This is a genomic window from Sphingomonas sp. SphC10 (genome assembly GCF_057004845.1).
In genome coordinates, this window is the sequence record NZ_CM168044.1 from 562,347 (window position 1) to 585,613 (window position 23,267).

Genomic DNA, 23,267 nt, shown 5'->3' on the forward strand with positions numbered 1-23,267 from the left:
CGCAGGCTGATGCTGCCGGTCGGCAATGATGCGGGCCAGGCTGCCTTCGCCGCCGCGCTGGGCGGGGCCAAGTTGCACCATGCCTGGCTGATCGCCGGGCCGGAGGGTGTCGGCAAAGCCGGCTTCGCGCGCGCGGCGGCCACGCGACTGCTGGCGCGGGCGAGCGGGGCGGGGGCCTTACCGCCCGGCCTGGTGGTGCCGGAGGATCATCCGACCGCCAAGCTGATGGCGGCGGGGTCGCATCCCGATTTCCGGGTGATGGCGCGGCTGCCCAAGGATGCCGAGAAGCCGGATCAGGACCTGGCGCGGTCGATCACCATTGCGCAGGTCCGCACGCTCCAGCCGATGTTCGCGACCGCGCCCGCCATGGGCCCGGCGCGGGTCGTCCTGATCGATGCGATCGACGATCTGGAGCGCGGCGGGGCCAATGCGCTGCTGAAAAATCTGGAAGAGCCGCCTGCGGGCACGGTGTTCCTGCTGGTCAGCCATGCGCCGGGGCGGTTGCTGCCGACGATCCGTTCGCGTTGCCGGTTGCTGCGGTTCGAGCGACTGTCCGACGCCGATGTCGCGCGGGTGTTGCGCCAGCAACTGCCCGAGGCGGACGAGGACGAGATCGCCTCGCTGGTCGCGGTGGCCGATGGTGCACCGGGCCGGGCGCTGCGCTTTGCCGGGCTCAACATCGCCGGGCTGGACAGTGCCATTGCGCGGATTGCGGAGACGGGCGATCCCGGCAATGCCGAGCGGGTGAAGCTCGCCAAGTCGCTGGCGGGCAAGGCGTCGCAGGCGCGGTACGAGGCGTTTCTGGACCGGGTGCCTGCCTTTATCGCGAGCCGTGCACGCGGGCGGTCGGGGCCGGGGTTGAAGGTGGCGCTGGATGCCTATGCGGCGGCGCAGGATCTGGCCGGGGCGGCGCGCGGGCTGTCGCTCGACGCGCAGGGGACGGTGTTCGAGATGGCGGGGATCATCGCGACGTTGCGGTGAGAGCTTTGGGCGAGGGCGGGGCGTGGGCTTCGACTTCGCTCAGCCTGAACGGGCTTGGGGGGCAGGTCTAATTCCCTAACCCCGCTCAGCCTGAGCGAAGTCGAAGGCCACGCCCCGCCGCCGACCAGACAGCCCTTACAGACCCACCCGCTCGAAATGCCCCGGCGCGAAGCCCTCGATGGCGAGCGCGGCGATCCGTTCGGCCACCACTTCCGGCGCCTTCACCGAGGCGGGGTCTTCGCCGGGATAGGCCTTGGCGCGCATCTGCGTGCGGGTCGCGCCGGGATCGACGATGGCGGTGCGGATCGCGCTGATCTCGGACGTCTCGTCACCATAGGCGCCGAGCAGCGTCTCGAACGCCGCCTTGGAGGCGCCGTACGCGCCCCAATACGCCCGCGGCTTGCGCCCCACCGAAGAGGTGACGCCGATCACCCGCGCGCCGCTCGAACGGCGGAGCATCGGGTCGAAGGCCGCGATCATCGCCGCCTGCGCGCTGACGTTCAGGGTCAGGACGCGTGCGAACTCCTTGGCGTCGATCGCGGGGACGGCGGCCAGCGAGCCCAGCATCCCGGCGTTCAGAACCAGCACGTCCAGCGCCTTCCAGCGCTCGCCGATGGCACTGGCAAGACGGCCGATCGACTCGTTCTCGGCCAGGTCGAGCGGCGCGATGGTGGCCGATCCCCCGGCGTTGAAGATGGTCTCCTCGACCTCTTCCAACCCCTTGGGCGTGCGCGCGGTCAGGACGACATGCGCGCCCGCCGCGCCCAGCGCGATGGCGGTCGCCGCGCCGATACCCCGGCTGGCCCCGGTGACCAGCGCCAGCTTGCCGTCGAGCGCACCCGCCATCAGGCGACCCGCTCGGCCAGCATCGCGAACTGGTCGACCGACGCGGTCTCGTCATGATCGGTCAGCGTCGTCGGATAGTCGCCGGTGAAGCAGGCGTCGCAATAGCTCGGCTTGTCGCCGCGCGACGCGTTCAGCGCCTTGTACAGCCCTTCGATCGACACGAAGGACAGGCTGTCGGCATGGATGAAGTCGGTCATGCCGCCCAGGTCCAGCTTGGCCGCGAGCAGCTTGGCGCGCTCGGGCGTGTCGACGCCGTAGAAGCAGGAGTGGCGCGTGGGCGGCGACGCGATGCGCATATGCACCTCGGCCGCGCCCGCCTCGCGCATCATCTGCACGATCTTCAGGCTGGTGGTGCCGCGCACGATCGAATCGTCGACCAAGATGATCCGCTTGCCCTGGATCAGCGCGCGATTGGCATTGTGCTTCAGCTTGACGCCGAGGTGACGGACCTTGTCGCCCGGCTGGATGAAGGTGCGGCCGACATAGTGCGAGCGGATGATGCCCAGCTCGAACGGAATGCCCGAGGCCTGCGCATAGCCGATCGCGGCGGGGACGCCCGAATCGGGGACCGGGATGACCAGATCGGCCTCGACCGGCGACTCATGCGCCAGCTGCGCGCCGATTTCCTTGCGCACCGAATAGACCGACTGGTCGCCCGCGATCGAATCGGGGCGGCTGAAATAGACCCATTCGAAGATACAGGGGCGCGGATCGACCGCCTGGAAGGGGCGGATCGAACGGATCTCGGTACCCTGCACGATGACCAGTTCGCCCGGCTCGACCGCACGCTCGAAGGTCGCGCCGCACACGTCGAGCGCCACCGTCTCCGACGCGAAGATCACCGCGCCGTCCAGGCGACCCATGACCAGCGGACGAATGCCCAGCGGATCGCGGCAGGCGATCATGCCCTCGGGCGTCATCACGATCAGCGCATAGCCGCCCTCGACCTGCTTCAGCGCGTCGATGAAACGGTCGAGCAGGGTGCGGTAGTTGGAGGTCGCGACCAGATGGATGATCGTCTCGGTATCGCTGGTCGACTGGAAGATCGAACCGCGACGCACGAGTTCGCGCCGCAGCTTCATCGCATTGGAAATATTGCCGTTATGCGCGATGGCGAAGCCGCCGGTCGACAGGTCGGCATAAAGCGGCTGGACGTTGCGCAGCGAGGTGTCGCCGGTCGTCGAATAGCGGACATGGCCGCAGGCGACTTCGCCCGGCAGGCCACGGATCACGTCGTCACGGTCGAAATTGCCCGCGACATGCCCCATCGCGCGGTGGGTATGGAACAGCGTGCCGTCGAAGCTGGTGATGCCCGCCGCTTCCTGCCCGCGATGCTGGAGCGCGTGCAGGCCGAGCGCGGTCAGCGCAGCCGCGCCGTCGGCGCCGGTCACACCGAAAATACCGCATTCCTCGCGGAGTTTATCGTCGTCGAAGGGGTTGGTGGTCAGCATGGGAGAGGCGCTCGCAACGTTCGCAACTAAGGGGCAGACGGGGCGCATATAGGAACGTCGTCCGCGTTTGTCGCCTGTTTGTCATCATCCGCGGGATCATTTTCGCCAAGACCGCGTTTCGGAACCGAAAGCAGGAGATGCCATATGGCACGCGATCACGGCGCCCAGATCAAGGATGACGCCCTGTATGAGGAACTGCGCAAGCAGGGCCAATCCAAGGAAAAGGCGGCGCGCATCGCCAATGCCAAGGCGAAGGGCAGCCTGGATCACAACGCCACCCATCTGGAGGATCGGACCAAGGACGATCTGCTGGCCGAGGCACGCAAGATCGGCATCGAAGGGCGTTCGAAGATGAGCAAGGGCGAACTGATCGAGGCGATTCGCGGGCACGGCTAAGCTCGCTGGCGTTGTCGGCCCCTCCACCATCCGAAGCGGTGGTAGAGGGCGGAGAGCCTGCCCGTAATGGGTGACTTAGCCGTGGTTCCGTTCTAACCCCGCTTCATGGCCGACCAACGCGACACCGGGCTGACGCTCGACCCGAAATTCGACGCCCATGGCTTGCTGACCGCGATCGCGACCGATCGGGCATCCGGCGAGTTGCTGATGGTGGCGCATATGAATGCTGAGGCGCTGGAGGCCACGCGGACCACGGGCGACGCGCATTTCTGGTCGCGCAGCCGGGGGCGGCTCTGGAAGAAGGGCGAAAGCTCGAACAACGTGCTGCGCGTGGTCGAGATGCGGATCGACTGCGATCAGGACGCGATCTGGCTGATCTGCGATCCGGCAGGCCCGGCCTGTCACACCGGCGCGCGCAGTTGCTTCTATCGTAGGATCGAGGGCGACGGGCTGGCGCCGGTAGCGTGATTCGAGGGATCGCGCTGGCGTCCCTGTTGCTGCTGGCTGCCTGTGGGCAGGCGGGTCAGGGCGGGGACGACAAGGCGGGCGAACGGCTGGAGGCGGCGAGCATCGCCGCCGGGCTGGTCGCCGATCCGGCCGCCGCGCCGCTGGACGGCATCTGGTCGCGGGACACGGATCGCATGTGCATCCTGCCGGCCGGGACGGGGCCCGCCCGCCGGGTCGGCGTGATGCTGGATTACGGCGAGGGGCAGGGCTGCACTGCCATCGGCACCATGGAGCGATCGGGCGCGGCGTTGAAGCTGACGCTCGGTGCGTGTCGCTTCACCGCGCGGTTCGACGGAGACGCCATCCAGTTCCCCGCGACATTGCCCTCCACCTGCAATACGTTCTGCACCGGCCGGGCGACGCTCTCGGCACTGAATGTCGAACGGATCAGCGCTTCGGTCGCCGAGGCGCGGGCCTTGCGCAGTGCGAACGGCGCCGCGCTTTGTGCTGATTGACGTTCACGTAAAGGGCATTTAGCCTCAGGCGTCATGATCCAGGTCGCCGCCTCCGCCGAACCGCTGCCCAGCGCCGATCGCGACGATTATTCGATCACCGAACTGTGCGCCGAGTTCGGCGTCACCGCGCGCGCGCTCCGCTTCTACGAGGATGAGGGGCTGATCTCGCCGCAGCGGCGGGGCACGCAGCGTATCTATTCGCAACGGGATCGCGCGCGGCTTGCCTGGATTCTGCGCGGCAAGCGGGTCGGGTTCAGCCTGGCCGATATCCGCGAGATGATCGACCTGTACGATCTGGGCGATGGCCGCCGTCTCCAGCGCGAGGTGACGCTGGAACGCTGCACCGCCAAGATCGAGGCGCTCCAGGCGCAGAAGCGGGATATCGACGCAGCCATCGCCGAGTTGACCGAATTCGTCGCGCTGGTCGAATCGCACCGGGATTAATCGACGATATTCCTTCCCTGTAAGAGGAGGGGGACCATCCGAAGGATGGTGGAGGGGTGTCGCCGGTAGCGATGGTCCACCTGCTCCGGCCATAACACTCCTCCGTCAGGCCTCCGGCCTGCCATCTCCCCTTACAGGGGAGGAATCTTTTGCTTCGGCTCAACCGGTGGCGTGCTGGCGCGACGGACGCCGGACAACTCGCCGGTGGGAGTCGGCGTCGGGCTGGGCTGCGGCGTGGGAGCGGCCAACGGGACGATGGTCATTGACATGCGCTTCATGCAGCGCGGGCCCTTGAACGCCGGATAGACGCCGCAATTCCACAGGGTCCGCTCCAGCCCGATGCCCGCATCGCGGAAATAGCTGAACGCCATCGTTTCCATCTGGACCTGATTGAGCGGCACCGAGAAGGCGGTCGCGGCGGCATCGCGCCACGCCATGACCGTGCAATGCTTGCGCGGCCCGCACAGGGTCGTCGCCAGCGCCGGGAAGCCGTCCGGCGAGAGCCCGGCAGGCAGGGTGATCAGGAACGTGTCGGGCTCGCTGGCCAGCGGTGCCATGGTTCCCGTCGCGGCGGCCCCTTCGGCCAGCGCGGCTCCGGCATCGTCGCTGGCATCGGTCCCCGCCCGGTGCGCGGGCGAGAAGGGGGCGAGCTGGGTGATGACCGGCTCCCCCGCCAGCATATGCCGGTTAAAGGCGGGCGGCGTGCCCCACCAGCCGGACCAACGGAAGAACAGATGACTGCCGACCCGCGCCACCTTGTCCAGGCTCGCCTGCCAATAGGGCACGACCCAATCGGTATGGTAATGGGTCGAATGGCCGACCGCCGGGAAGACCTTGCCGTTCAGCGCCATCGCCGCGACCTGGCGTGCGCGGGTCCAGGCGGCTTCGGGCGGCTGCCACTTGGTCAGCGCCCCGTCGCAGGTAAAGGTGAACTGGCAGCCGGTGCTGCGCTCCTGACCCTCGAACACCACGCCGCACACCGTCTTGGGGAAGGCGGGATGGCGGAGCCGGTTGAGCACGACCTGCGCCACGGCCTGTTCGCCCTTGGCGTCGTCACCCGCCTCGTACAGTACCCCCGCCGCCAGACAGTCGAGCGCCCGCGCCTTGTCCTCCGCCGATCCGCGATAGAGGAAGGGCCGGGCGGCCGGGTTGGGATCGGTCGAGAACGGCACGCCGGCATTATAGGCGCGCGCCTCGTCCGGGCTCATGTCGACGAACGCGACCGGCTCGACCGGGGGCAGCTCGGCGGGAGGGACGACGCGCGGCGCGGGGCGAGCCCGCTGGGCCGACCTGTGCTGGGTCCGGGGCATGTCGGGCGCATTCGCCACGAGCAAAGCCGGTACGACGCTGGCCGTACCGGCGATCACGATCAGGGGGGCGAACAGGGCCGCGCGGGTGCCGCCGCGCGGCCGGGACACATCGCTCACTGTTCGGGCAGGAAGTCCGGCACCGACAGATAACGCTCGCCCGTGTCATAGTTGAAGCCCAGCACGCGCGTGCCATCGGGCAGGTCGGGCAGCTTCTGTAGAATCGCGGCCAGCGTCGCGCCCGACGAGATGCCGACCAGCAGCCCCTCTTCGGTGGCCGAGCGGCGCGCCATGTCCTTGGCGACATTCGCATCGACCTCGATCACGCCGTCGATCGCCTGGGTGTGCAGATTGGCGGGGATGAAGCCTGCGCCAATGCCCTGGATCGGGTGCGGACCCGGCTGGCCGCCCTGGATGACCGGCGAGGCGGCGGGTTCGACCGCATAGACCTTGAGGCCCGGCCATTCCTTCTTCAGCGTCTCGGCGACGCCGGTGATATGGCCGCCGGTGCCGACGCCAGTGATAATGACGTCGATCGGCGAATCGCGGAAGTCGTTCAGGATTTCCTGCGCGGTGGTGCGGACATGCACGTCGATATTCGCCGGATTCTCGAACTGCTGCGGCATCCAGGCGCCGGGCGTCTCGCGCACGATCTCCAGCGCGCGTTCGATCGCGCCCTTCATGCCCTTTTCACGCGGCGTCAGGTCGAAGGTCGCACCATAGGCCAGCATCAGGCGGCGGCGCTCGATCGACATGGATTCGGGCATGACCAGGATCAGCTTGTAACCCTTGACCGCCGCGACCATCGCCAGGCCGACGCCGGTGTTGCCGCTGGTCGGCTCGACGATGGTGCCGCCGGGCTTCAACTCGCCCTTGGCCTCGGCCGCCTCGATCATCGCCAGCGCGATACGGTCCTTGATCGAACCGCCGGGGTTGGAGCGTTCCGACTTGATCCAGACCTCCGATCCGGGGAACAGCCGCTGGAGCTTGATGTGCGGCGTATTGCCGATCGTTTCCAGGATGGTGTTGGCCTTCATGGCTTGGCTTCTCCGTGGCTAGGTTCGGTTGCAAGGATTTCAGGCGGATCAAAGGTTCGCGCGCGTCGGAGTTCCGGGAACAGTCGCGACCAGAGCAGGGTGACGCCGATCGCGCCCAGTCCGCCAAACACCACCGCGCCGACCGGGCCGAGGATCGAGGCCATCACCCCGCTCTCGAATTCGCCAAGCTCGTTGGAGGCAGAGATGGTCAGCTGCGACACCGCGCTCACCCGTCCGCGCATTTCGTCGGGCGTGTGAAGCTGGATCAGCGACTGGCGGACATAGACCGACACCATGTCGGCGCCGCCTGCGCAGATCAGCGCGATCAGGCTGAGCAGGAAGGCGGGGTGAATGAAGATGTTGAAGCCGTTCACCGCCAGCGTCCCCGTGTCCAGACCCAGCGCGCCGGTGATATGGCTGGCGATACCGAAGGTCAGGATCGACAGGCCGAACACGACGACCGCGATCAGCATCTTCACCCCGACATTCTGCGTCATCGGCTTGAACGAGAACCAGATCGCGGTGGTGGCCGCCCCGATTCCCATGCCCGCCGCCAGCACGCCCAGCCCCTGCGATCCGACGTGAAGGATGTCGCGCGCATAGACCGGCAACAGCGAGGTCGCGCCCGCCAGCAGCACCGCGAACAGATCGAGCGTGATCGCCGCCTGCACCAACCGGTTGCGGCGGACATAGCTGAACCCCTCGACGATTCGGGTCAGCGGGCGGCGGTCGGTCTGCGCCGGGGGTTGCGGCACCGGGCCGATCAGGAAGATGCAGAACAGGGCGACGGCGAACAACAGGGTCGCGACGCCGTAGGCGAATTCGGGATGCACCGCATAGAGCAGGCCACCGACGCTCGGCCCCGCGATCGTGCCGACCTGCCACGCGATCGAACTGACCGCGATGGCGGTTGGCAGGCTTTCGCGCGGCACGAGATTGGGGGCAAGCGAGGAATAGGCCGGTCCCGAAAAGGCCCGCGCGATGCCGAAGGCGACGGCGGCGGTGAACAGCGCGCCCAGCGTGAGATGCCCCGACCAGGTAAGCAACCAGAGCGTCGCAGCGGTAAGGACCAGAAGCGTCGTCGTCGCCCGCACGATCCAGCGCCGGTCGACGCTGTCGGCGACCAGCCCGGTGATCGGGGTCAAGAGGAACAGCGGCACGAACTGCGCAAAGCCGATCATGCCCAGCATGAAGGCGGCTTGGCGCACGTCCATCGTCTCGCGCGCCAGATTGTACACCTGCCACCCGATGACGATCGACATGGCGGAAACGGCGATGGTACCGCTGAACCGCGAAAGCCAGTAGCTGCGGAAATTGGCGATGCGGAACGGGTGAACGGGTCTATCCATAATCGGCCAGCGTTGTAGGCTGCGGTTCGCCGACAAGGCAACCAAGGCAAAGCTATTCCCCGTTAAATTCCCGCTGTCCTGATGGGAATTAAGAGGGGGAATTGAGTTTCATGACAAAGCACGCCAATAGGCGTCCATCCTTCCCTAACGGAAACAAAGGTGTTCCCGACTGTGGCAAAAGCTCCAAGCCGTACCAGCGAGCCCCCCATTCCCAATCGGGAGCGTCCCGCCGAACCGCAACCGTTCCAGGCTACCAAGGAACAGTTGCTGGATTTCTACAAGCAGATGCTCCTGATCCGCCGCTTCGAAGAAAAGGCGGGTCAGCTTTATGGCCTGGGCCTGATCGGCGGTTTCTGCCACCTGTATATCGGCCAGGAAGCCGTGGCGGTGGGTCTCCAGTCGGCGCTCGACGGCGACAAGGATTCGGTCATCACCGGCTATCGCGACCATGGCCATATGCTGGCCTATGGAATCGATCCCAAGGTCATCATGGCCGAGCTTACGGGGCGTGCCGCCGGCATCTCCAAGGGCAAGGGCGGGTCGATGCACATGTTCTCGACCGAGCATAAGTTCTACGGCGGCCACGGCATCGTGGGCGCGCAGGTGTCGCTGGGCACCGGCCTGGCGTTCGGGCACAAGTACAGCAATGACGGCGGCGTCTGCCTCGCCTATTTCGGCGACGGCGCGGCCAATCAGGGCCAGGTGTACGAAAGCTTCAACATGGCCGAGCTGTGGAAGCTCCCGATCATCTTCGTGATCGAGAACAACCAGTATGCCATGGGCACCGCAGTCAACCGCGCCTCGTCCGAGGACCAGCTGTATCGCCGTGGCGAAAGCTTCCGCATCCCCGGCATCCAGGTCGACGGCATGGACGTGCTGGCCTGTCGTGGTGCGGCCGAAGAGGCGCTGGCCTGGGTCCGCGCGGGCAAGGGCCCGGTCATCCTCGAGATGAAGACCTATCGCTATCGCGGTCACTCCATGTCCGACCCCGCCAAGTATCGCAGCCGCGAGGAAGTGCAGGGCGTGCGCGACAAGTCCGATCCGATCGATCACGTGAAGCGGCTGCTCGAAGAGCAGGGCGTGACCGAGGCCGATCTGAAGGTCCTGGAGCAGGACATCCGCAAGCAGGTCAACGAAGCGGCGGACTTCGCCGAGCAGACCCCCGAGCCCGACGTGGCTGAACTCTACACTGAAGTGCTGGTGGAGCGTTACTAAGATGGCGATCGAGATCAAGATGCCGGCCCTTTCCCCGACCATGGAAGAGGGCACGCTCGCCAAGTGGCTCGTGAAGGAAGGCGATACGGTCAAGTCCGGCGACATCATGGCCGAGATCGAGACCGACAAGGCGACGATGGAATTCGAAGCCGTGGATGAAGGCGTGATCGCCAAGATCCTGGTGGCCGAGGGCACCGACAATGTGAAGGTCGGCACCGCCATCGCGCTGTTGGCCGAAGAGGGCGAGGACGTCGCGTCCGCCGCCGCTTCGGGTTCGCGTTCGGGCGATGCCGCCAATGCCGCGCCGAAGAACGAGGCCACCGACCACAACGCGCCGCCGATGCCGGAAGGTGCCGCCGCCGCCGAGCAGGAAAGCGGCACGCAGAAGCTGGTCGCCGCGGCCGAGCAGGAAGCGCCCGCCTCGCCGGAAATCCCGGAAGGCACCGAGATGGTGAAGCTCACCGTCCGCGAAGCGCTGCGCGATGCGATGGCCGAGGAAATGCGCGCCGACGACCGCGTCTTCGTGATGGGCGAGGAAGTCGCCCAGTATCAGGGCGCGTATAAGGTGACGCAGGGCCTGCTGGACGAGTTCGGCGACCGTCGCGTGATCGACACGCCGATCACCGAATATGGCTTTGCCGGTGTCGGCACGGGTGCGGCCATGGGCGGCCTGCGCCCGGTCATCGAGTTCATGACGTTCAACTTCGCCATGCAGGCGATCGACCACATCATCAACTCGGCCGCCAAGACCAACTATATGTCCGGCGGCCAGATGCGCTGCCCGATCGTGTTCCGTGGCCCCAACGGTGCCGCCAGCCGTGTCGGTGCGCAGCACTCGCAGAACTACGGCCCGTGGTATGCCTCGGTTCCCGGCCTGATCGTGATCGCGCCTTATGACGCGGCCGATGCCAAGGGCCTGCTGAAGGCGGCAATCCGTTCGGAAGATCCGGTCGTCTTCCTGGAGAACGAGCTGATGTACGGCCGTTCGTTCGACGTGCCCAAGATGGACGATTTCGTCCTGCCGATCGGCAAGGCGCGGATCATGCGCGAGGGCAAGGACGTGACGCTCGTCTCCTACTCGATCGGCGTGGGCGTCGCGCTCGAAGCCGCCGAGAAGCTGGCCGCCGAGGGCATCGATGCGGAGGTGATCGACCTGCGCACGCTGCGTCCGCTCGACACCAAGACGGTGCTGAAGTCGCTCGCCAAGACCAACCGTCTGGTGGTGGTCGAGGAAGGCTGGCCGACCTGCTCGATCGCGTCGGAAATCACCGCCGTCGTGATGGAAGAAGGCTTCGACGATCTCGACGCGCCGGTGCTGCGCGTGACCAACGAGGACGTGCCGCTGCCTTATGCCGCCAACCTCGAAAAGCTGGCGCTGGTCGACGCGAACAAGGTCGTCGCGGCGGTCAAGAAGGTGACCTATCGCGGCTAAGCCGTGAAGTAACCTGTTGGTTGAAAGGGGCCTTCCGGGAAACCGGGAGGCCCTTTTTCATGCACGCGACCTGTGCGAAGGACAGGGGATGACCGACGCTCCCGCATCCGCCACGCCCCCGCCCGCCATCGAAGCGGTGATGCGCGAACAGGCGCTGGCGGTGGGTTATGCACCCGCGTCGGCACGCGAGGGGTTTGCGGCGCTGCTCGATCTCGACCACCAACTCGCCTCGATCCTGCAAAGCACGACCGAGCCGATGATCGGTCAGATGCGGCTGACCTGGTGGTATGAGGCGCTGGAAAAGCTCGACCACGAGCCCGCCCCCGCGCATCCGGTGTTGCAGCGGCTGGCGGACTTGGTCCTGCCCGGTGGCGTCCGGGGAGCGGACCTCGCGCCGATGATCGAGGGGTGGGAAGCACTTCTCGATGATGGCGAGGCGCTGGATGACGAGCGGATTGCGCGCCATGCCGAGGCGCGTGGGGGCGTGTTGTTTGCGAGCGTCGGCCGGTTACTGGGGCAATCGGGGACGGCGCCGCTGGGAGAGGGATGGGCGAAGGCCGATCTGGCGCAGCATGTTTTCGATGAAGCGTCCCGCACGCGAATCGGGGCTGCGGCTCTGTTGGATTTGGACGCGATACTGGCGTCGAAATCACCCAAGCCGGTTCGGGGTTTGAGTGGATTGGCCATCCTGGCCCGCGAAAGCCTGCGTCATCCGGATCGTCTGCCGGGCCACCCGATGCGCGCCGCGCGATTGGCGTGGCACGGTCTGACGGGGCGCTGACGCCCCTATTCTCGCAACGGAGCCGTACCCCGGCGGAGGCCGGGGTCCAGTTACTACGCGGCTTATGGCGCGCCATGGATAGGCGAAGAAGCAAATGCCTACGCCGTCGATAAGGCAGAGAAACTGGACCCCGGCCTTCGCCGGGGTACGCCCGAGGTGCGGCAGGGGCCAGTAACCCCGTTCAGCCTGAGCGAAGCCGAAGGCCAAGGGAATCGCCTTGTCGCCCAGGCCTCACCCCGGTTAACCATAAGCCCGTCGAACGGGGGGAGACGGAACCGATGTGGCGCTATCTGGCCGGTGGATTGGGCACGCTCGTGCTGGTGGGGGCAGGGCTGTTCCTATGGGGCAGCCGCCCGGACACACCGTCCCCGCTCCCCGCCGCAAACGCCGCAACGGCGGCTTCCCCGCAAATCGCCGCCGACGACGTACCCTTACCCGAAGCCTCCGCCCGCACGCGCGAACAGAAGCGCTTCGACCGCTACGACAAGGACCGCGACGGCACGATCACGCGCGAGGAATATCTCGCCGCGCGTCGCAAGGCCTACGCCAAGCTGGACCGGGACGGCGACGGCAAGCTGTCCTTCGACGAATGGGCGGTCAAGGCCACAACCAAATTCGCCACCGCCGACCATGACAAGTCGGGCACGATGAACGCGGCCGAGTTCGCCACCACCGCCGTCAAGCGTCGACCGGCTGCTCGGCGGGACTGTCCTCCGGCGCGAATGGCACCGGCTGAGGCACCGGAGGCGGGCCAGGCGGAAGAGAATTGAGCCAGCCGGGCAGCGCCTCGCGCGCGCGGTCGGTATACATCCGCTTGCGGTCGGCCTTTTTCGTCCGGCCGGGAATGGGCGGGAACAGGCCGAAATTGACGTTCATCGGCTGATAGGTCTCGGCCTCCGCCAGCCCGGTGATATGGCCGAGCAGTGCACCCAAGGCGGTCTCGACCGGCGGCGGTGCAATGGTCTTGCCGGTCAGTTCGGCGGCAGCGAAACGTCCGGCGAGCAGGCCGATCGCCGCGCTCTCGATATAGCCCTCGCACCCCGTGATCTGGCCCGCGAAGCGCAGGTTCGGCCGCGACTTCAGCCGCAGCGTCGCGTCGAGCAGCTCGGGCGAGCGGATGAAGGTGTTGCGGTGCAGCCCGCCCAGCCGCGCGAACTCGGCCTTTTCTAGGCCCGGAATGGTGCGGAAGATGCGGATCTGCTCGGCATATTTCAGCTTGGTCTGAAAACCGACGATGTTCCACAACGTCCCCGCCGCATTATCCTGTCGCAGCTGGACCACCGCATAGGGCCAGCGCCCGGTGCGCGGATCATCCAGCCCGACACCCTTCATCGGCCCGAAGCGCAGCGTCTCGACCCCGCGCTCGGCCATCACCTCGACCGGCATGCAGCCGTCGAAATAGGGCGTGTCCTTTTCCCACTCGCGAAACTCGGTCTTCTCGCCGTCGAGCAGCGCCTGATGGAAGGCGTAATATTGCTCCTTGTCCATCGGGCAGTTGATGTAATCCTTGCCCGTGCCCTTGTTCCAGCGGCTCTGGAACCAGGCGACGTCCATGTCGATCGAGTCGCGGTGGACGATGGGCGCGATCGCATCGAAAAAGGCCAGCGCGTCCGCGCCGGTCGCCTCGCCGATGCCGCCCGCCAGCGACGGCGCGGTCAGCGGGCCGGTCGCGATGATCGCGGGGCCGTCCGGCAATGCATCGATCCGTTCGCGCACGATGGTGATGTTGGGATGGGCCTCGAGCGCCGCGGTCACGCCGCCCGAAAAACCGTCGCGATCGACCGCGAGCGCGGACCCGGCGGGCACCGCATGGGTGTCGCCCTTGGCCATGATGATCGAGCCGAGCGCGCGCATTTCCTGATGCAGCAGCCCGACCGCGTTGGAGGTCGCATCGTCCGAACGGAAGGAGTTGGAGCAGACCAGCTCCGCCAGGTCGCCGCCATGATGGGCAGGGGTGGTGTCCGCGCCCCCGCGCATTTCGGACAGGCGCACCTTCAGGCCCGCCTCGGCGAGCTGCCACGCGGCTTCCGAGCCCGCGAGCCCGCCGCCGATCACATGAATGTCATAGGTCATCGCGCCGCCTTAAACCCGGACGGCCCCGGTTGGAAGGACTTGGCGTGTGGGACCCGGCTCCCCAAGTCGGTGACATGACCACCATCTTCACCATCGGTTACGAGGGCGCGACCGTCGACGGCTTCCTCGCGACGCTGAAGTCGGCCGGGGTCGAACGGCTGATCGACGTCCGCGCGCTGCCGCTGTCCCGGCGTCCGGGATTTTCCAAGTCGCCGCTGACCGCCGCGTTGAAGGAGGTCGGGGTCGATTATGTCCATCTGAGGGATTTGGGCACCCCCAAGCGCGGCCGCGATGCGGCCAAGAAGGGCGATGTCGGCACCCTGCGCGAGGTCTATGACGACCAGCTGGCCCTGCCCGAGGCGCAGGCGGCCGCCGCGCGGATGCTCGATCTGGCGGGCGAGAAACCGAGTGCGCTGCTATGCTTCGAGCGCGATCCCTGCCACTGCCACCGGACGCTGTTGCTGGAGGCGGTGGGGCAGGGGATGACCGTCGTCGATCTCTACGTCTGACGCATCAGAGAACGGACGCGACGAAGGCGTCGGTGCGGTCGCGCAGCATCCCGATATTTCTTTCCAGCGCCTGGGCCAGGGTCAGCAATGATCCGGCGTCCTGGTCGATCCGGTTGGCATCCTGCTGCAATTGATGGACCTGCTGGCCGACGCGGTGCGCGGAGGCGACCGACTGGTCGACGCTGGCGGCGATGCCGGTCGTGGCGAAGCCCTGTGCCGCCACCGCCTCGTCGATCGATTGCGAGATGGCGCCGATCGTGTCGACCGCGCGGTTGAGCTGCGCCTGTTCGGCGACCAGCGCGTGGAGGTTGGCGGTGACCTCGCCGATATTGCGCGCGGCGTCGCGTGCGGCTTCGCGGGTCTGCCCGGCCAGCGCCTTCACCTCATGCGCGACGACGGCGAAGCCCCGCCCGGCATCGCCTGCGCGCGCCGCCTCGATCGCGGCGTTCAGTGCGAGCAAATTGGTGCGCGCTGCGACGGTTTCGATCAGTGTCAGCAGGGTGTCGATCGTCGTCGCGCTTGCGGTCAGCGCATCCGCCCGCTGGTCGGTGGCGGCGATCCGGTGGCGGACGACCTCGCGAATGGTGCGCGACTGGTCCATGTCGCGGGTGATGGCGGCAAAGGCGTCGGCCAGACCATGGCCGCGCGCGGCGATATCGCTGAGCGCGTGGCCGGTATCGGCCATCGCCTCGGTCATGCGATCCGCGCTGCCCTGCGTCTCCCCGGCATAACGGGCGAGGGTGCTGGCCATGCCGCCCATATCGGCCGTGGCACGGAGCAGATCCGCGGACAGGGCGGCGATGTCGGCGGTGAAGGATCGTGCGGCCTCGTCGATACGCCGCGCCCGCACCATGCGCTCCTGCGCTAGGGCCATCTGCGCGTCGGCCGCCAGCCGGGCGATCCGGGCGGCGTCGAGCAGGCCGGTGAACACGCCCTTGCGGGTCAGGATCAGCGCGTCGGGGGCACCCCAATCGGCATGAAGCGCCAGCTTTTCGGCTAGCGGCGCGTCCTCCTCACAACTGGGATGCGGGCGGACATAGGCGGTCAGGCTGGCGCCGAAATCGGGGTTGTGAAGCAGCGCATGGCCGAACGGGTTGTAAAGCAACCCCTTCACATCGCGTTCGACGATCGCCCCGACCGGCCGTCGTTCGGCATCCAGGACCGGCAGCAGCCGCATGTCCGGGCTCTGCCGAAACAGCGCGATGGCGTCGATCAGCGATGCATCCGCCGCGATGACCGTGCTTTCCATAGTTGCGGACCAGGAGGAGAAGGCGGGCGGCTTCATCACGATCCGCCGTACGACAGGACCGTAAACGCGATGTGATGATTTTGTGACGTTTCGATGACGAAACGGAATCGGCCGATGCCGGTGGGGGATTAGCCCGCCACCGGCAGACGGACCGTGCCGTCCTCGTCCCGCTTCATCGGGCCATAGGCGATCACCGCCGTCAGCGGCAAATCGGCATAAAGATGCGGGAAGAGTTGGCCTCCACGGCTCTCCTCCCACTTCACCGCCTCGCCCATCGCCTCCAGATCGACGGCCGCGATGTGCAGGTCAGTCTGTCCGGCGAAGTGCTTGTCCACCGTCTCGGTCAGCTGGGCGGCGGTGGAGAGGTGGATATAGCCATCGGCCAGATCCACCGGGGCGCCCGCAAAGACGCCCTCCTGCTCCAACACCGCCATCTGATCGGCGGTCAGCACCTTATAGGCGGTGGCGGGAAGGGTCATTCGCCGTCCTCCGGTCCGGCGGCCAAGTTCTCGCCGACGACCGCATCCGGCTCGGGCGCGATCTCGGGGGTGCCGTCGGCCAGGTTCATCTCGGCATCCTCCTCGGTCTCCTCGATGCGCGCGGCCGAGACGACATGCTCGCCCGGTGCGACGTTGAAGAGCCGCAGACCCGCCGAGCCGCGCCCGATGACGCGCAAGCTCGCCAGCGACATGCGGATCAGCTTGGCCTGGTCGGTCACGAGCATCAGTTGATGCCCCTTGGCCGCCGGGAAGCTGGCGACGACATCGCCATTGCGGGCGATATTGTCGATATTGGTGATGCCCTGACCACCGCGGCCCGTGCGACGATATTCATAGGCCGAGGACAGCTTGCCATAGCCATTGGCGCAGACGGTCAGGATGAACTGCTCGCAATTGCGCAGCTCCTCGAAGCGTTCGACCGACAGTTCGGGCTCGCCTTCCTTCTCACCCTTCCAGGGGGCGAAGCGCAGATAAGCCTCGCGCTCCTCCTGGGTGGTGCCGACGCGGTGCAGGACCGAGAGCGAGATGACCTCGTCCTCACCCTTCAGCGCGATGCCACGAACGCCGGTCGAGGTGCGGCTCTGGAACTCGCGGACATCGTCGGCGGCGAAGCGGATTGCGCGGCCGCAACGGGTGGCGAGCAGCACATCGTCTTCGGCACCGAGCAGCGCGACGCCGATCAGCCGGTCCTCGCTGCCCTCTTCGAAGCGCATTGCGATCTTGCCGTTCGAGGGCACGTTGGTGAACGCATCCATCGAGTTGCGGCGCACCGCGCCCTTGGCGGTGGCGAACATGACGTGGAGCTTGCCCCACTCCGCCTCGTCCTCCGGCAGCGGCAGCACGGTCGAGATGACCTCGCCCGGGGCCAGCGGCAACAGGTTGACCATCGGCCGTCCGCGCGTGGCGGGGCCGCCCTCGGGCAGGCGCCACACCTTGTAGCGATAGACCTTGCCATGGTTCGAGAAGAACAGGACCGGCGTGTGCGTGCTGGTCACGAACAGCTCGGTGACGACGTCCTCGTCCTTGGTCGCCATACCCGAGCGACCCTTGCCGCCCCGGTTCTGCGCGCGGAAGGCATCGAGCGGGGTGCGCTTGATATAGCCCTGCATGGTCACGGTGACGACCATGTCCTCGCGCTCGATCAGATCCTCGTCGTCGATGCCGTCGGCGGCGGCGGCGATTTCCGAACGGCGCGGAGTCGCGAACTGGTCGCGGATCGCCACCAGCTCGCCGCGCATGACCTCATAGAGCTTCACGCGGTTGGCGAGGATTTCGAGCAGCTCGGTGATCGAGTCCGCCAGACCCTTCAGCTCGTCGCCGATCTCGTCGCGGCCCAGCGCCGTCAGGCGATGCAGGCGCAGGTCGAGGATCGCGCGAACCTGCGTCTCCGACAGGCGATAGGTGTCGCCGAAACCCTCATGCTCGACCGCTTCGACCAGGCGGATATATTGCGCGATCTCGGCAATCGGCCATTCGCGGGCGAGCAGCGCCTCGCGCGCGGCGACGGGTGAGGCCGAGCCACGGATGATCCGCACCACCTCGTCCAGGTTCGTCACCGCGATGACGAGGCCCAGCAAGATGTGCGCCCGCTCGCGCGCCTTGGCCAGTTCGAACTTCGAGCGGCGGGTGATCACCTGCTCGCGGAATTGGACGAACGCCTGAATGATGTCGCGCAGGTTCAGCAGCTCGGGCCGACCGCCGCGAATGGCGAGCATGTTGGCCGGGAAGCTGGTCTGGGCGGGTGTGTGCCGCCACAGCTGGTTGAGCACGACTTCCGGAGTCGCGTCGCGCTTCAGGTCGATGACGATGCGAACGCCTTCGCGGTTCGATTCGTCGCGAATGTCGCTGATCCCCTCGATCCGCTTTTCCTTGGCGGCCTCGGCGATCTTTTCGACCAGCGCGTTCTTGCCTTGCTGATAGGGGATTTCGGTGAGGACGATGGCCCGGCGGTCGCCGCGCATCTCCTCGATCTCGTGGCGCGAGCGCACGATGATCGAACCGCGCCCGGTCTGGTAGGCCGAACGCGCGCCCGAGCGGCCGAGGATCAGCGCGCCGGTCGGGAAGTCGGGGGCGGGGACGATCTCGTTCAGTTCCTCGACCGTGATCGCGCCGTTTTCCATATAGGCCAGGCAGGCATTGACGACTTCACCCAGATTGTGCGGCGGGATGTTGGTCGCCATGCCGACCGCGATACCGCCCGCGCCGTTGACCAGCAGGTTGGGGTATTGGGCGGGCAGGACCGAGGGTTCGCGTTCCGAGCCGTCATAGTTGGGCTGGAAGTCGACCGTGTCCTTGTCGAGATCGTCGAGCAGCGAATTGGCGACCTTGGCCAGACGCGCTTCGGTATAACGCATCGCGGCGGGCGGATCGGGGTCCATCGAGCCGAAATTGCCCTGACCGTCGATCAGCGGCACGCGCATCGACCAGTCCTGCGCCATGCGGGCCAGCGCGTCATAGATCGCGCTGTCGCCGTGCGGGTGGTATTTACCCATCACGTCGCCGACGATGCGCGCCGACTTGCGATAGGGCTTGCCCGCGACGAAGCCGCTTTCGGCGGCCGAGTAGAGGATACGGCGATGGACGGGCTTCAGGCCGTCACGGACATCGGGCAGCGCACGCGCCACGATCACGCTCATCGCATAGTCGAGATAGCTCGACTTCATCTCGTCGACGATGGAGATCGTCGAAATATCGGAAGGTTCCGCGAGGGTCGTCTCGTCGGCCAAAGTCTGTTGCTTTCCGGCTTGATGGTCAGATGGGAACCGAAGGTACTAGCCGAGCGTGAGCCGCCTGACCACCCCCGCGCGACCCATTCGCGAGCAGCCGTTCGGGAGGGACGGTGGTTGCGTCGAACGAGGCGGCGGGGGCAGGCCCGACGGAATATGCTCCCCCCCTCGGCAGCAGGTTCGCGGGACTTTGGAGGAGCTGGCCACCGACGGGAGTAAACGGCGGCCAGCCCGGTCCTTATGCGCAGGCCGCGGTTTCGGCCGGATGTCGCAGATGTTACGATGTTGTAATCTGAATGATAATCAGTGCTTTGTGATCCTCCCCGTACCGGGGAGGAATGGTTAGGGCTGAACCTCTTTGCCTTCCCAGTCGAACAGCTTGCCGCTGTCGGGAGCCTTCAGCCCGTCGATCACGTCGAGCAGTTGGACCGCCGCACGGTCGGGTGCGAACAGGCCACCGGGGCGGACATTGCCCTGGAACGGCCTGGACAGCGCGGTGTCGACCGTGCCGGGGTGCAGCGCGACGACGATCGAGCGGTCGTTGCGCCGCTTGTGCTCGATCGCCAGCGTCCGGACGAACTGGTTGAGCGCGGCCTTGGACGCGCGATAGCCGTACCAGCCGCCCATGCGATTGTCGGAGATCGACCCGACCCGCGCGGAGAGAACCGCGAACAGCGTCTTGCCCGTGCGCGGCATCAACGGCAGCAGATGCTTGGCGACCAGCGCCGGGCCGATCGCATTCACCGCGAAATTGCGCGCCAGCCATTCGGGTGAAAGCTGGTCGAGCGCCTTTTCCGGTCCCCGTTCTCCGTCATGCAGCAGGCCGGTGGCGACGATCACCAGATCGGGGGCGGGGCCCCTGGCGATGCGTTCGGCGGCGGCGGCGATGCTTGCTTCGTCCTCGATATCGAGATGGCCGTCACCCGGCATCGAGCGGGCGAGGCGGGTGACGCGGACACCCTCTTCCTCCAACGCATCGGCCATTGCCTGGCCGATCCCGCCCGAGGCACCGATGACGATCGCCTGCTTCCACTCTCTCATCGCACGAATCTCCAAAGGGTCGGCGTGCTCGCCTCGGCATCGAACGCATAACCGTCGCTATCGAACCCGCGCATCGCATCGGTATCGGTGACGTGATGTTCGATCATCCAGCGGGCCATGGCGCCGCGCGCCTTCTTCGCATGGAAACTTATGAAACGGTCGCCCTCGCGGAAATCGACCGCGATGACCCGGATCGCGGCGGGCAACTTGCCGTCGACCGCGTGCCAATATTCCTGGCTGGCGAGGTTCAGGATGGTGCCGGAACCCTCCGCCTCGACCTCTTGGGTCAGTCGCTCGGCGATGCGGTCGCCCCACCAGTCGGTCAGCTTGCCACCGCCCGAACCAGCTTTATGGGGCGCCCAGCGCGTGCCCATTTCCAACCGATAGGGGCGCATGGCGTCCAGCGGGCGGAGCAGACCGTACAGGCCCGACAGCATCCGCAGATGGTCCTGCGCGAAGAGAACAGCGGGCACATCGAGCGACTTGGCCTCCAGCCCGGTATACACATCACCGGCAAAGGCGAACATGGCGGGCCGCTCCGGCGCGGTGTCGAAATCGCGGAAGCGTTCGGCATTCAACTGCGCCAGCGCGGGCGAGATTCGCATCAGCGAGGCGAGCTTCTCCTCGCCCAGTCCGGAGGCCGCCTTGGCCAGGGTCTGCGCCTCGTCGGCGAAATGGGGCGCGGTCGGCGCGAGGTCGGGCAGGGGGCTCTGATAGTCGAGCGTCTTGGCGGGGGAGATGACGGCGATCATGCCGCGCGGGCTAGCGCCGGGAGCGTTCGCGTTCAATCCGCGTTCAGCGGTTGTTGGATAGAGGGGACATCCATCAATCGCTTTGCTTGAACGGGACGCGCGCTGTCCCTATCAAGCCTGCCATCGACGATCCCGGACCGACCGGCTGTATTCTTGGAGAGAATTCGCATGAAAATCCTACCGAAGCTCGCGCTGGCGGCCGCGCTCGCGACGGGCATGGGCAGCGTCGTGCTGACCGCGCCGCTGTCTGCGCAGAAGAAGAAGGAAGAAGCGGCCGGTGGCCTGAAGCTGAGCCCCGAGGCGCTGAAGGCGGCCCAGGCCGCGCAGCCGGTGCTGCAGCAGAAGAATTATGCCGCCGCCGATCCGCTGGTCGCCGCGGTCGAGGCTGCGGCCAAGACCGAAGACGACAAGTATATCGCCGCGGCGATGCGCTACGAGCTCGAATCGGGCAAGCTGTTCGCGGCCCAGCAGGCCAATCCGAACGCTCCGGTCGACGAGGCGGTGCTGGCGAAGCCGCTCGACGCGCTGATCAACAGCCCGTCGACCCCGGCGGCCGACAAGCCGCGCTATGTCTATCGTCGGGGTGCGCTGGCCTTCAACGGCAAGCAGTATCCGATCGCGCTGCAATATTTCCAGCAGGCCAAGCAGCTGGGCTATAACGATCCCAACCTGCCGATGCTGATCGTCAAGTCGAAGATCGAGATGGGCGACGTGGCGGGCGGCAATGCCGAGCTGTCCTCGGTGATCGACCAGATGAGCGCCTCGGGCCAGAAGGCGCCGGAGGATTATTACAAGTTCGCCATCGGTCGCGCCAACAAGGCCAAGATGGTCCCTGAGACGCTCGGCTGGATGCGCAAGTGGATCGCGGCCTATCCGACCCCGCAGAACTGGCGCAACGCGCTGGTCATCTATGGTCTGCAGCAGGGTTCGCTGGCGACGCTGGACAAGAACCAGAAGCTCGACCTGTTCCGCCTGATGCGCGCGTCCAAGTCGCTGGCCGACCAGAACGACTATATGGAATATGCCCAGTACGCGACGGACAAGGGCCTGCCTGCCGAAGCCGCGACCGTGCTGAAGGAAGGCATGGCGACCGGCAAGATCCCGGCTGGCAATGCCACGGCCAAGGCGATGCTGACCGCCGCCGAGACCAAGAACCGCCAGGAAGGCTCGCTCGCCCCGACCGAGGCGCGCGCCAAGTCGGCCGCCGACGGCAAGCTCGCCGCGCTGACCGCCGAGGCCTATTACGGCCAGGGCAACAACGCCAAGGCGGCCGAGCTGTATCGCCTGGCGCTGCAAAAGGGTGGCGTCGACGCCAATGAGGTGAATACCCGCCTCGGCATCGCGCTGGCCGCCAGCGGCGACAAAGCGGGCGCGAAGGCTGCCTTCGATACCGTCAAGGGTGCTCCGCGTGCCGATCTGGCGAGCTTCTGGAACACCTGGCTCTCGACCCAGGCGTAAGGAATGGGGCCCGCGCTCGAAAGGGCGCGGGCCTTTTCCGTTCTTGGTGGAGCGCGGGGCGTTGCCTTCGACTTCGCTCGGGCTGAACGGCTGTCAGGCCGGACTTGCGTTTTCCGACAATTCCCACGTCCGTTCAGCCTGAGCGAAGTCGAAGGCTACGCGACGTCCCCCAACCAAAAAGGCCGGCCCTCCGCCACGGAGAACCGGCCTTTTTTATCGCCTCCGAAACCGGATCAATCGGCTTCGATTGGTATCCCCGAAACCTGCTTGGCCGTCCGGATGGTCAGCGACGTCTTGACGCTGGCCACGTTCGGCGCGGGCGTCAGATGGCCGGTCAGGATTTCCTGGAAGCTCTTCAGGTCCGACGCGACGATCTTCAGGATGAAGTCGATCTCGCCGTTCAGCATATGGCATTCGCGCACCTCGGGGATGCCCGCGACATGCGCCTCAAAGGCGGCCAGATCATGCTCGGCCTGGCTGCGCAGCGACACCATCGCGAAGACGGTGATCGGGAAGCCCAGGCGTGCGGCGTCCAGGTCGGCGTGATAGCCGCGAATGGCCCCCGCTTCCTCCAGCGCGCGGACGCGACGCAGACAGGGCGGGGCGGTCAATCCGACGCGTTCGGCCAGCTCCACATTGGTCATACGGCCATCGGCCTGCAACAGCGCCAGGATCTGCCGATCGATGCGATCGAGCGCCATTACACGATACTCCACATAAACTGCCGAATCCCTATGCTCTTTGACGGCGTACTATAA

General features: G+C 66.6%; 23 protein-coding genes. 11 read left to right on the forward strand and 12 right to left on the reverse strand.

Features of this window, described 5'->3' with window-relative positions:
• The first annotated feature begins 6 nt into the window (after positions 1 to 6).
• The gene (locus tag ACWKSV_RS02610; protein WP_076715734.1) at positions 7 to 981 is read left to right on the forward strand and encodes a DNA polymerase III delta subunit-related protein; all 975 of its coding nucleotides are present in this window, start codon (positions 7 to 9) and stop codon (positions 979 to 981) included.
• A gap of 135 nt (positions 982 to 1,116) precedes the next feature.
• Here ACWKSV_RS02610 and ACWKSV_RS02615 read toward each other — a convergent pair whose 3' ends face one another.
• Entirely contained in the window at positions 1,117 to 1,827 is a 711-nt protein-coding gene (locus ACWKSV_RS02615; protein WP_076715736.1) for an SDR family NAD(P)-dependent oxidoreductase, read from the reverse strand.
• Positions 1,827 to 3,278, reverse strand: a complete 1,452-nt coding sequence (gene purF, locus ACWKSV_RS02620) for an amidophosphoribosyltransferase (RefSeq protein WP_172839649.1) — start codon at positions 3,276 to 3,278, stop codon at positions 1,827 to 1,829. The genes ACWKSV_RS02615 and purF overlap by 1 nt, the downstream gene beginning before the upstream one ends.
• Positions 3,279 to 3,422: 144 nt before the next feature.
• On the opposite strand from purF, the gene ACWKSV_RS02625 reads away from it, so the two are divergent.
• From ACWKSV_RS02625 to ACWKSV_RS02640, 4 genes are all read left to right on the forward strand, one after another.
• The gene (locus ACWKSV_RS02625; protein WP_076715738.1) at positions 3,423 to 3,674 is read left to right on the forward strand and encodes a DUF7218 family protein; all 252 of its coding nucleotides are present in this window, start codon (positions 3,423 to 3,425) and stop codon (positions 3,672 to 3,674) included.
• Positions 3,675 to 3,779: 105 nt separating this feature from the next.
• Positions 3,780 to 4,142, forward strand: coding sequence for a phosphoribosyl-AMP cyclohydrolase (gene hisI / locus ACWKSV_RS02630; protein WP_076715739.1), 363 nt, complete (start codon positions 3,780 to 3,782; stop codon positions 4,140 to 4,142).
• Positions 4,139 to 4,636, forward strand: a complete 498-nt coding sequence (locus tag ACWKSV_RS02635; RefSeq protein ID WP_237243575.1) for a hypothetical protein — start codon at positions 4,139 to 4,141, stop codon at positions 4,634 to 4,636. The genes hisI and ACWKSV_RS02635 overlap by 4 nt, the downstream gene beginning before the upstream one ends.
• 33 nt (positions 4,637 to 4,669) lie before the next feature.
• Positions 4,670 to 5,080, forward strand: a complete 411-nt coding sequence (locus ACWKSV_RS02640) for a MerR family transcriptional regulator (protein ID WP_076715741.1) — start codon at positions 4,670 to 4,672, stop codon at positions 5,078 to 5,080.
• 131 nt (positions 5,081 to 5,211) lie between these two features.
• On the opposite strand, the gene ACWKSV_RS02645 is transcribed toward ACWKSV_RS02640, so the two are convergent.
• Genes ACWKSV_RS02645 through ACWKSV_RS02655 form a run of 3 tightly spaced genes read right to left on the reverse strand, consistent with a single transcriptional unit; the run spans position 5,212 to position 8,773 of the window.
• On the reverse strand, positions 5,212 to 6,507 hold the full coding sequence (locus tag ACWKSV_RS02645) for a cell wall hydrolase (RefSeq protein WP_076715742.1): 1,296 nt from the start codon (positions 6,505 to 6,507) through the stop codon (positions 5,212 to 5,214).
• A complete protein-coding gene (gene cysK / locus ACWKSV_RS02650) occupies positions 6,504 to 7,424 on the reverse strand; it encodes a cysteine synthase A (protein WP_076715744.1) in 921 nt (306 codons plus the stop codon). Before cysK ends, ACWKSV_RS02645 begins: the two co-directional genes overlap by 4 nt.
• Entirely contained in the window at positions 7,421 to 8,773 is a 1,353-nt protein-coding gene (locus tag ACWKSV_RS02655) for an MFS transporter (RefSeq protein WP_056432894.1), read from the reverse strand. The genes cysK and ACWKSV_RS02655 overlap by 4 nt, the downstream gene beginning before the upstream one ends.
• A gap of 171 nt (positions 8,774 to 8,944) precedes the next feature.
• Here ACWKSV_RS02655 and pdhA point away from each other — a divergent pair, with 171 nt between their 5' ends.
• The 4 genes from pdhA to ACWKSV_RS02675 all read left to right on the forward strand — a co-directional run bounded on the left by pdhA (position 8,945) and on the right by ACWKSV_RS02675 (position 12,971).
• A complete protein-coding gene (gene pdhA, locus ACWKSV_RS02660) occupies positions 8,945 to 9,988 on the forward strand; it encodes a pyruvate dehydrogenase (acetyl-transferring) E1 component subunit alpha (RefSeq protein ID WP_056432896.1) in 1,044 nt (347 codons plus the stop codon).
• A gap of 1 nt (position 9,989) precedes the next feature.
• Positions 9,990 to 11,420, forward strand: a complete 1,431-nt coding sequence (locus tag ACWKSV_RS02665) for a pyruvate dehydrogenase complex E1 component subunit beta (protein ID WP_076715745.1) — start codon at positions 9,990 to 9,992, stop codon at positions 11,418 to 11,420.
• Between the two features lie 88 nt (positions 11,421 to 11,508).
• Positions 11,509 to 12,201: a squalene/phytoene synthase family protein gene (locus ACWKSV_RS02670; protein WP_076715747.1), complete on the forward strand. Its 693-nt coding sequence runs from the start codon at positions 11,509 to 11,511 to the stop codon at positions 12,199 to 12,201.
• Between the two features lie 278 nt (positions 12,202 to 12,479).
• Positions 12,480 to 12,971, forward strand: coding sequence for an EF-hand domain-containing protein (locus tag ACWKSV_RS02675; protein ID WP_076715748.1), 492 nt, complete (start codon positions 12,480 to 12,482; stop codon positions 12,969 to 12,971).
• Here ACWKSV_RS02675 and trmFO read toward each other — a convergent pair.
• A complete protein-coding gene (trmFO, locus tag ACWKSV_RS02680; RefSeq protein WP_076715750.1) occupies positions 12,880 to 14,274 on the reverse strand; it encodes a methylenetetrahydrofolate--tRNA-(uracil(54)-C(5))-methyltransferase (FADH(2)-oxidizing) TrmFO in 1,395 nt (464 codons plus the stop codon). The genes ACWKSV_RS02675 and trmFO overlap by 92 nt on opposite strands.
• Positions 14,275 to 14,348: 74 nt before the next feature.
• On the opposite strand from trmFO, the gene ACWKSV_RS02685 reads away from it, so the two are divergent.
• Positions 14,349 to 14,783 (forward strand): DUF488 domain-containing protein, encoded by a 435-nt coding sequence (locus ACWKSV_RS02685; RefSeq protein WP_076715751.1) that lies wholly within the window; start codon positions 14,349 to 14,351, stop codon positions 14,781 to 14,783.
• A 4-nt stretch (positions 14,784 to 14,787) separates the two neighbouring features.
• Here the strand turns inward: ACWKSV_RS02685 and ACWKSV_RS02690 are convergent, their stop codons facing one another.
• The 5 genes from ACWKSV_RS02690 to yaaA all read right to left on the reverse strand — a co-directional run bounded on the left by ACWKSV_RS02690 (position 14,788) and on the right by yaaA (position 21,051).
• On the reverse strand, positions 14,788 to 16,032 hold the full coding sequence (locus tag ACWKSV_RS02690; protein WP_076715753.1) for a methyl-accepting chemotaxis protein: 1,245 nt from the start codon (positions 16,030 to 16,032) through the stop codon (positions 14,788 to 14,790).
• 128 nt (positions 16,033 to 16,160) lie between these two features.
• On the reverse strand, positions 16,161 to 16,511 hold the full coding sequence (locus ACWKSV_RS02695; protein ID WP_076715754.1) for a DUF952 domain-containing protein: 351 nt from the start codon (positions 16,509 to 16,511) through the stop codon (positions 16,161 to 16,163).
• On the reverse strand, positions 16,508 to 19,258 hold the full coding sequence (gene gyrA, locus ACWKSV_RS02700; RefSeq protein WP_056432920.1) for a DNA gyrase subunit A: 2,751 nt from the start codon (positions 19,256 to 19,258) through the stop codon (positions 16,508 to 16,510). The genes ACWKSV_RS02695 and gyrA overlap by 4 nt, the downstream gene beginning before the upstream one ends.
• Before the next feature lie 342 nt (positions 19,259 to 19,600).
• Positions 19,601 to 20,299 (reverse strand): SDR family NAD(P)-dependent oxidoreductase, encoded by a 699-nt coding sequence (locus ACWKSV_RS02705; protein WP_076715756.1) that lies wholly within the window; start codon positions 20,297 to 20,299, stop codon positions 19,601 to 19,603.
• The gene (yaaA, locus tag ACWKSV_RS02710) at positions 20,296 to 21,051 is read right to left on the reverse strand and encodes a peroxide stress protein YaaA (protein ID WP_076715757.1); all 756 of its coding nucleotides are present in this window, start codon (positions 21,049 to 21,051) and stop codon (positions 20,296 to 20,298) included. The genes ACWKSV_RS02705 and yaaA overlap by 4 nt, the downstream gene beginning before the upstream one ends.
• A 168-nt stretch (positions 21,052 to 21,219) precedes the next feature.
• Here yaaA and ACWKSV_RS02715 point away from each other — a divergent pair, with 168 nt between their 5' ends.
• The gene (locus tag ACWKSV_RS02715; RefSeq protein ID WP_076715759.1) at positions 21,220 to 22,509 is read left to right on the forward strand and encodes a hypothetical protein; all 1,290 of its coding nucleotides are present in this window, start codon (positions 21,220 to 21,222) and stop codon (positions 22,507 to 22,509) included.
• Positions 22,510 to 22,742: 233 nt separating this feature from the next.
• Here the strand turns inward: ACWKSV_RS02715 and ACWKSV_RS02720 are convergent, their stop codons facing one another.
• Positions 22,743 to 23,210, reverse strand: a complete 468-nt coding sequence (locus tag ACWKSV_RS02720; RefSeq protein ID WP_042487895.1) for an Lrp/AsnC family transcriptional regulator — start codon at positions 23,208 to 23,210, stop codon at positions 22,743 to 22,745.
• Positions 23,211 to 23,267: the final 57 nt, after the last annotated feature.

Coding starts and splice junctions, on each gene's coding strand:
- ACWKSV_RS02655 (WP_056432894.1), bottom strand. CDS start 8,773: ATGGATAGACCCGTTCACCCGTTCCGCATCGCCAATTTCCGCAGCTAC.
- yaaA (WP_076715757.1), bottom strand. CDS start 21,051: ATGATCGCCGTCATCTCCCCCGCCAAGACGCTCGACTATCAGAGCCCC.
- ACWKSV_RS02665 (WP_076715745.1), top strand. CDS start 9,990: ATGGCGATCGAGATCAAGATGCCGGCCCTTTCCCCGACCATGGAAGAG.
- ACWKSV_RS02705 (WP_076715756.1), bottom strand. CDS start 20,299: ATGAGAGAGTGGAAGCAGGCGATCGTCATCGGTGCCTCGGGCGGGATC.
- hisI (WP_076715739.1), top strand. CDS start 3,780: ATGGCCGACCAACGCGACACCGGGCTGACGCTCGACCCGAAATTCGAC.
- ACWKSV_RS02670 (WP_076715747.1), top strand. CDS start 11,509: ATGACCGACGCTCCCGCATCCGCCACGCCCCCGCCCGCCATCGAAGCG.
- ACWKSV_RS02690 (WP_076715753.1), bottom strand. CDS start 16,032: ATGGAAAGCACGGTCATCGCGGCGGATGCATCGCTGATCGACGCCATC.
- purF (WP_172839649.1), bottom strand. CDS start 3,278: ATGCTGACCACCAACCCCTTCGACGACGATAAACTCCGCGAGGAATGC.
- trmFO (WP_076715750.1), bottom strand. CDS start 14,274: ATGACCTATGACATTCATGTGATCGGCGGCGGGCTCGCGGGCTCGGAA.
- ACWKSV_RS02640 (WP_076715741.1), top strand. CDS start 4,670: ATGATCCAGGTCGCCGCCTCCGCCGAACCGCTGCCCAGCGCCGATCGC.
- ACWKSV_RS02720 (WP_042487895.1), bottom strand. CDS start 23,210: ATGGCGCTCGATCGCATCGATCGGCAGATCCTGGCGCTGTTGCAGGCC.
- ACWKSV_RS02675 (WP_076715748.1), top strand. CDS start 12,480: ATGTGGCGCTATCTGGCCGGTGGATTGGGCACGCTCGTGCTGGTGGGG.
- ACWKSV_RS02695 (WP_076715754.1), bottom strand. CDS start 16,511: ATGACCCTTCCCGCCACCGCCTATAAGGTGCTGACCGCCGATCAGATG.
- ACWKSV_RS02685 (WP_076715751.1), top strand. CDS start 14,349: ATGACCACCATCTTCACCATCGGTTACGAGGGCGCGACCGTCGACGGC.
- ACWKSV_RS02625 (WP_076715738.1), top strand. CDS start 3,423: ATGGCACGCGATCACGGCGCCCAGATCAAGGATGACGCCCTGTATGAG.
- cysK (WP_076715744.1), bottom strand. CDS start 7,424: ATGAAGGCCAACACCATCCTGGAAACGATCGGCAATACGCCGCACATC.
- ACWKSV_RS02615 (WP_076715736.1), bottom strand. CDS start 1,827: ATGGCGGGTGCGCTCGACGGCAAGCTGGCGCTGGTCACCGGGGCCAGC.
- ACWKSV_RS02715 (WP_076715759.1), top strand. CDS start 21,220: ATGAAAATCCTACCGAAGCTCGCGCTGGCGGCCGCGCTCGCGACGGGC.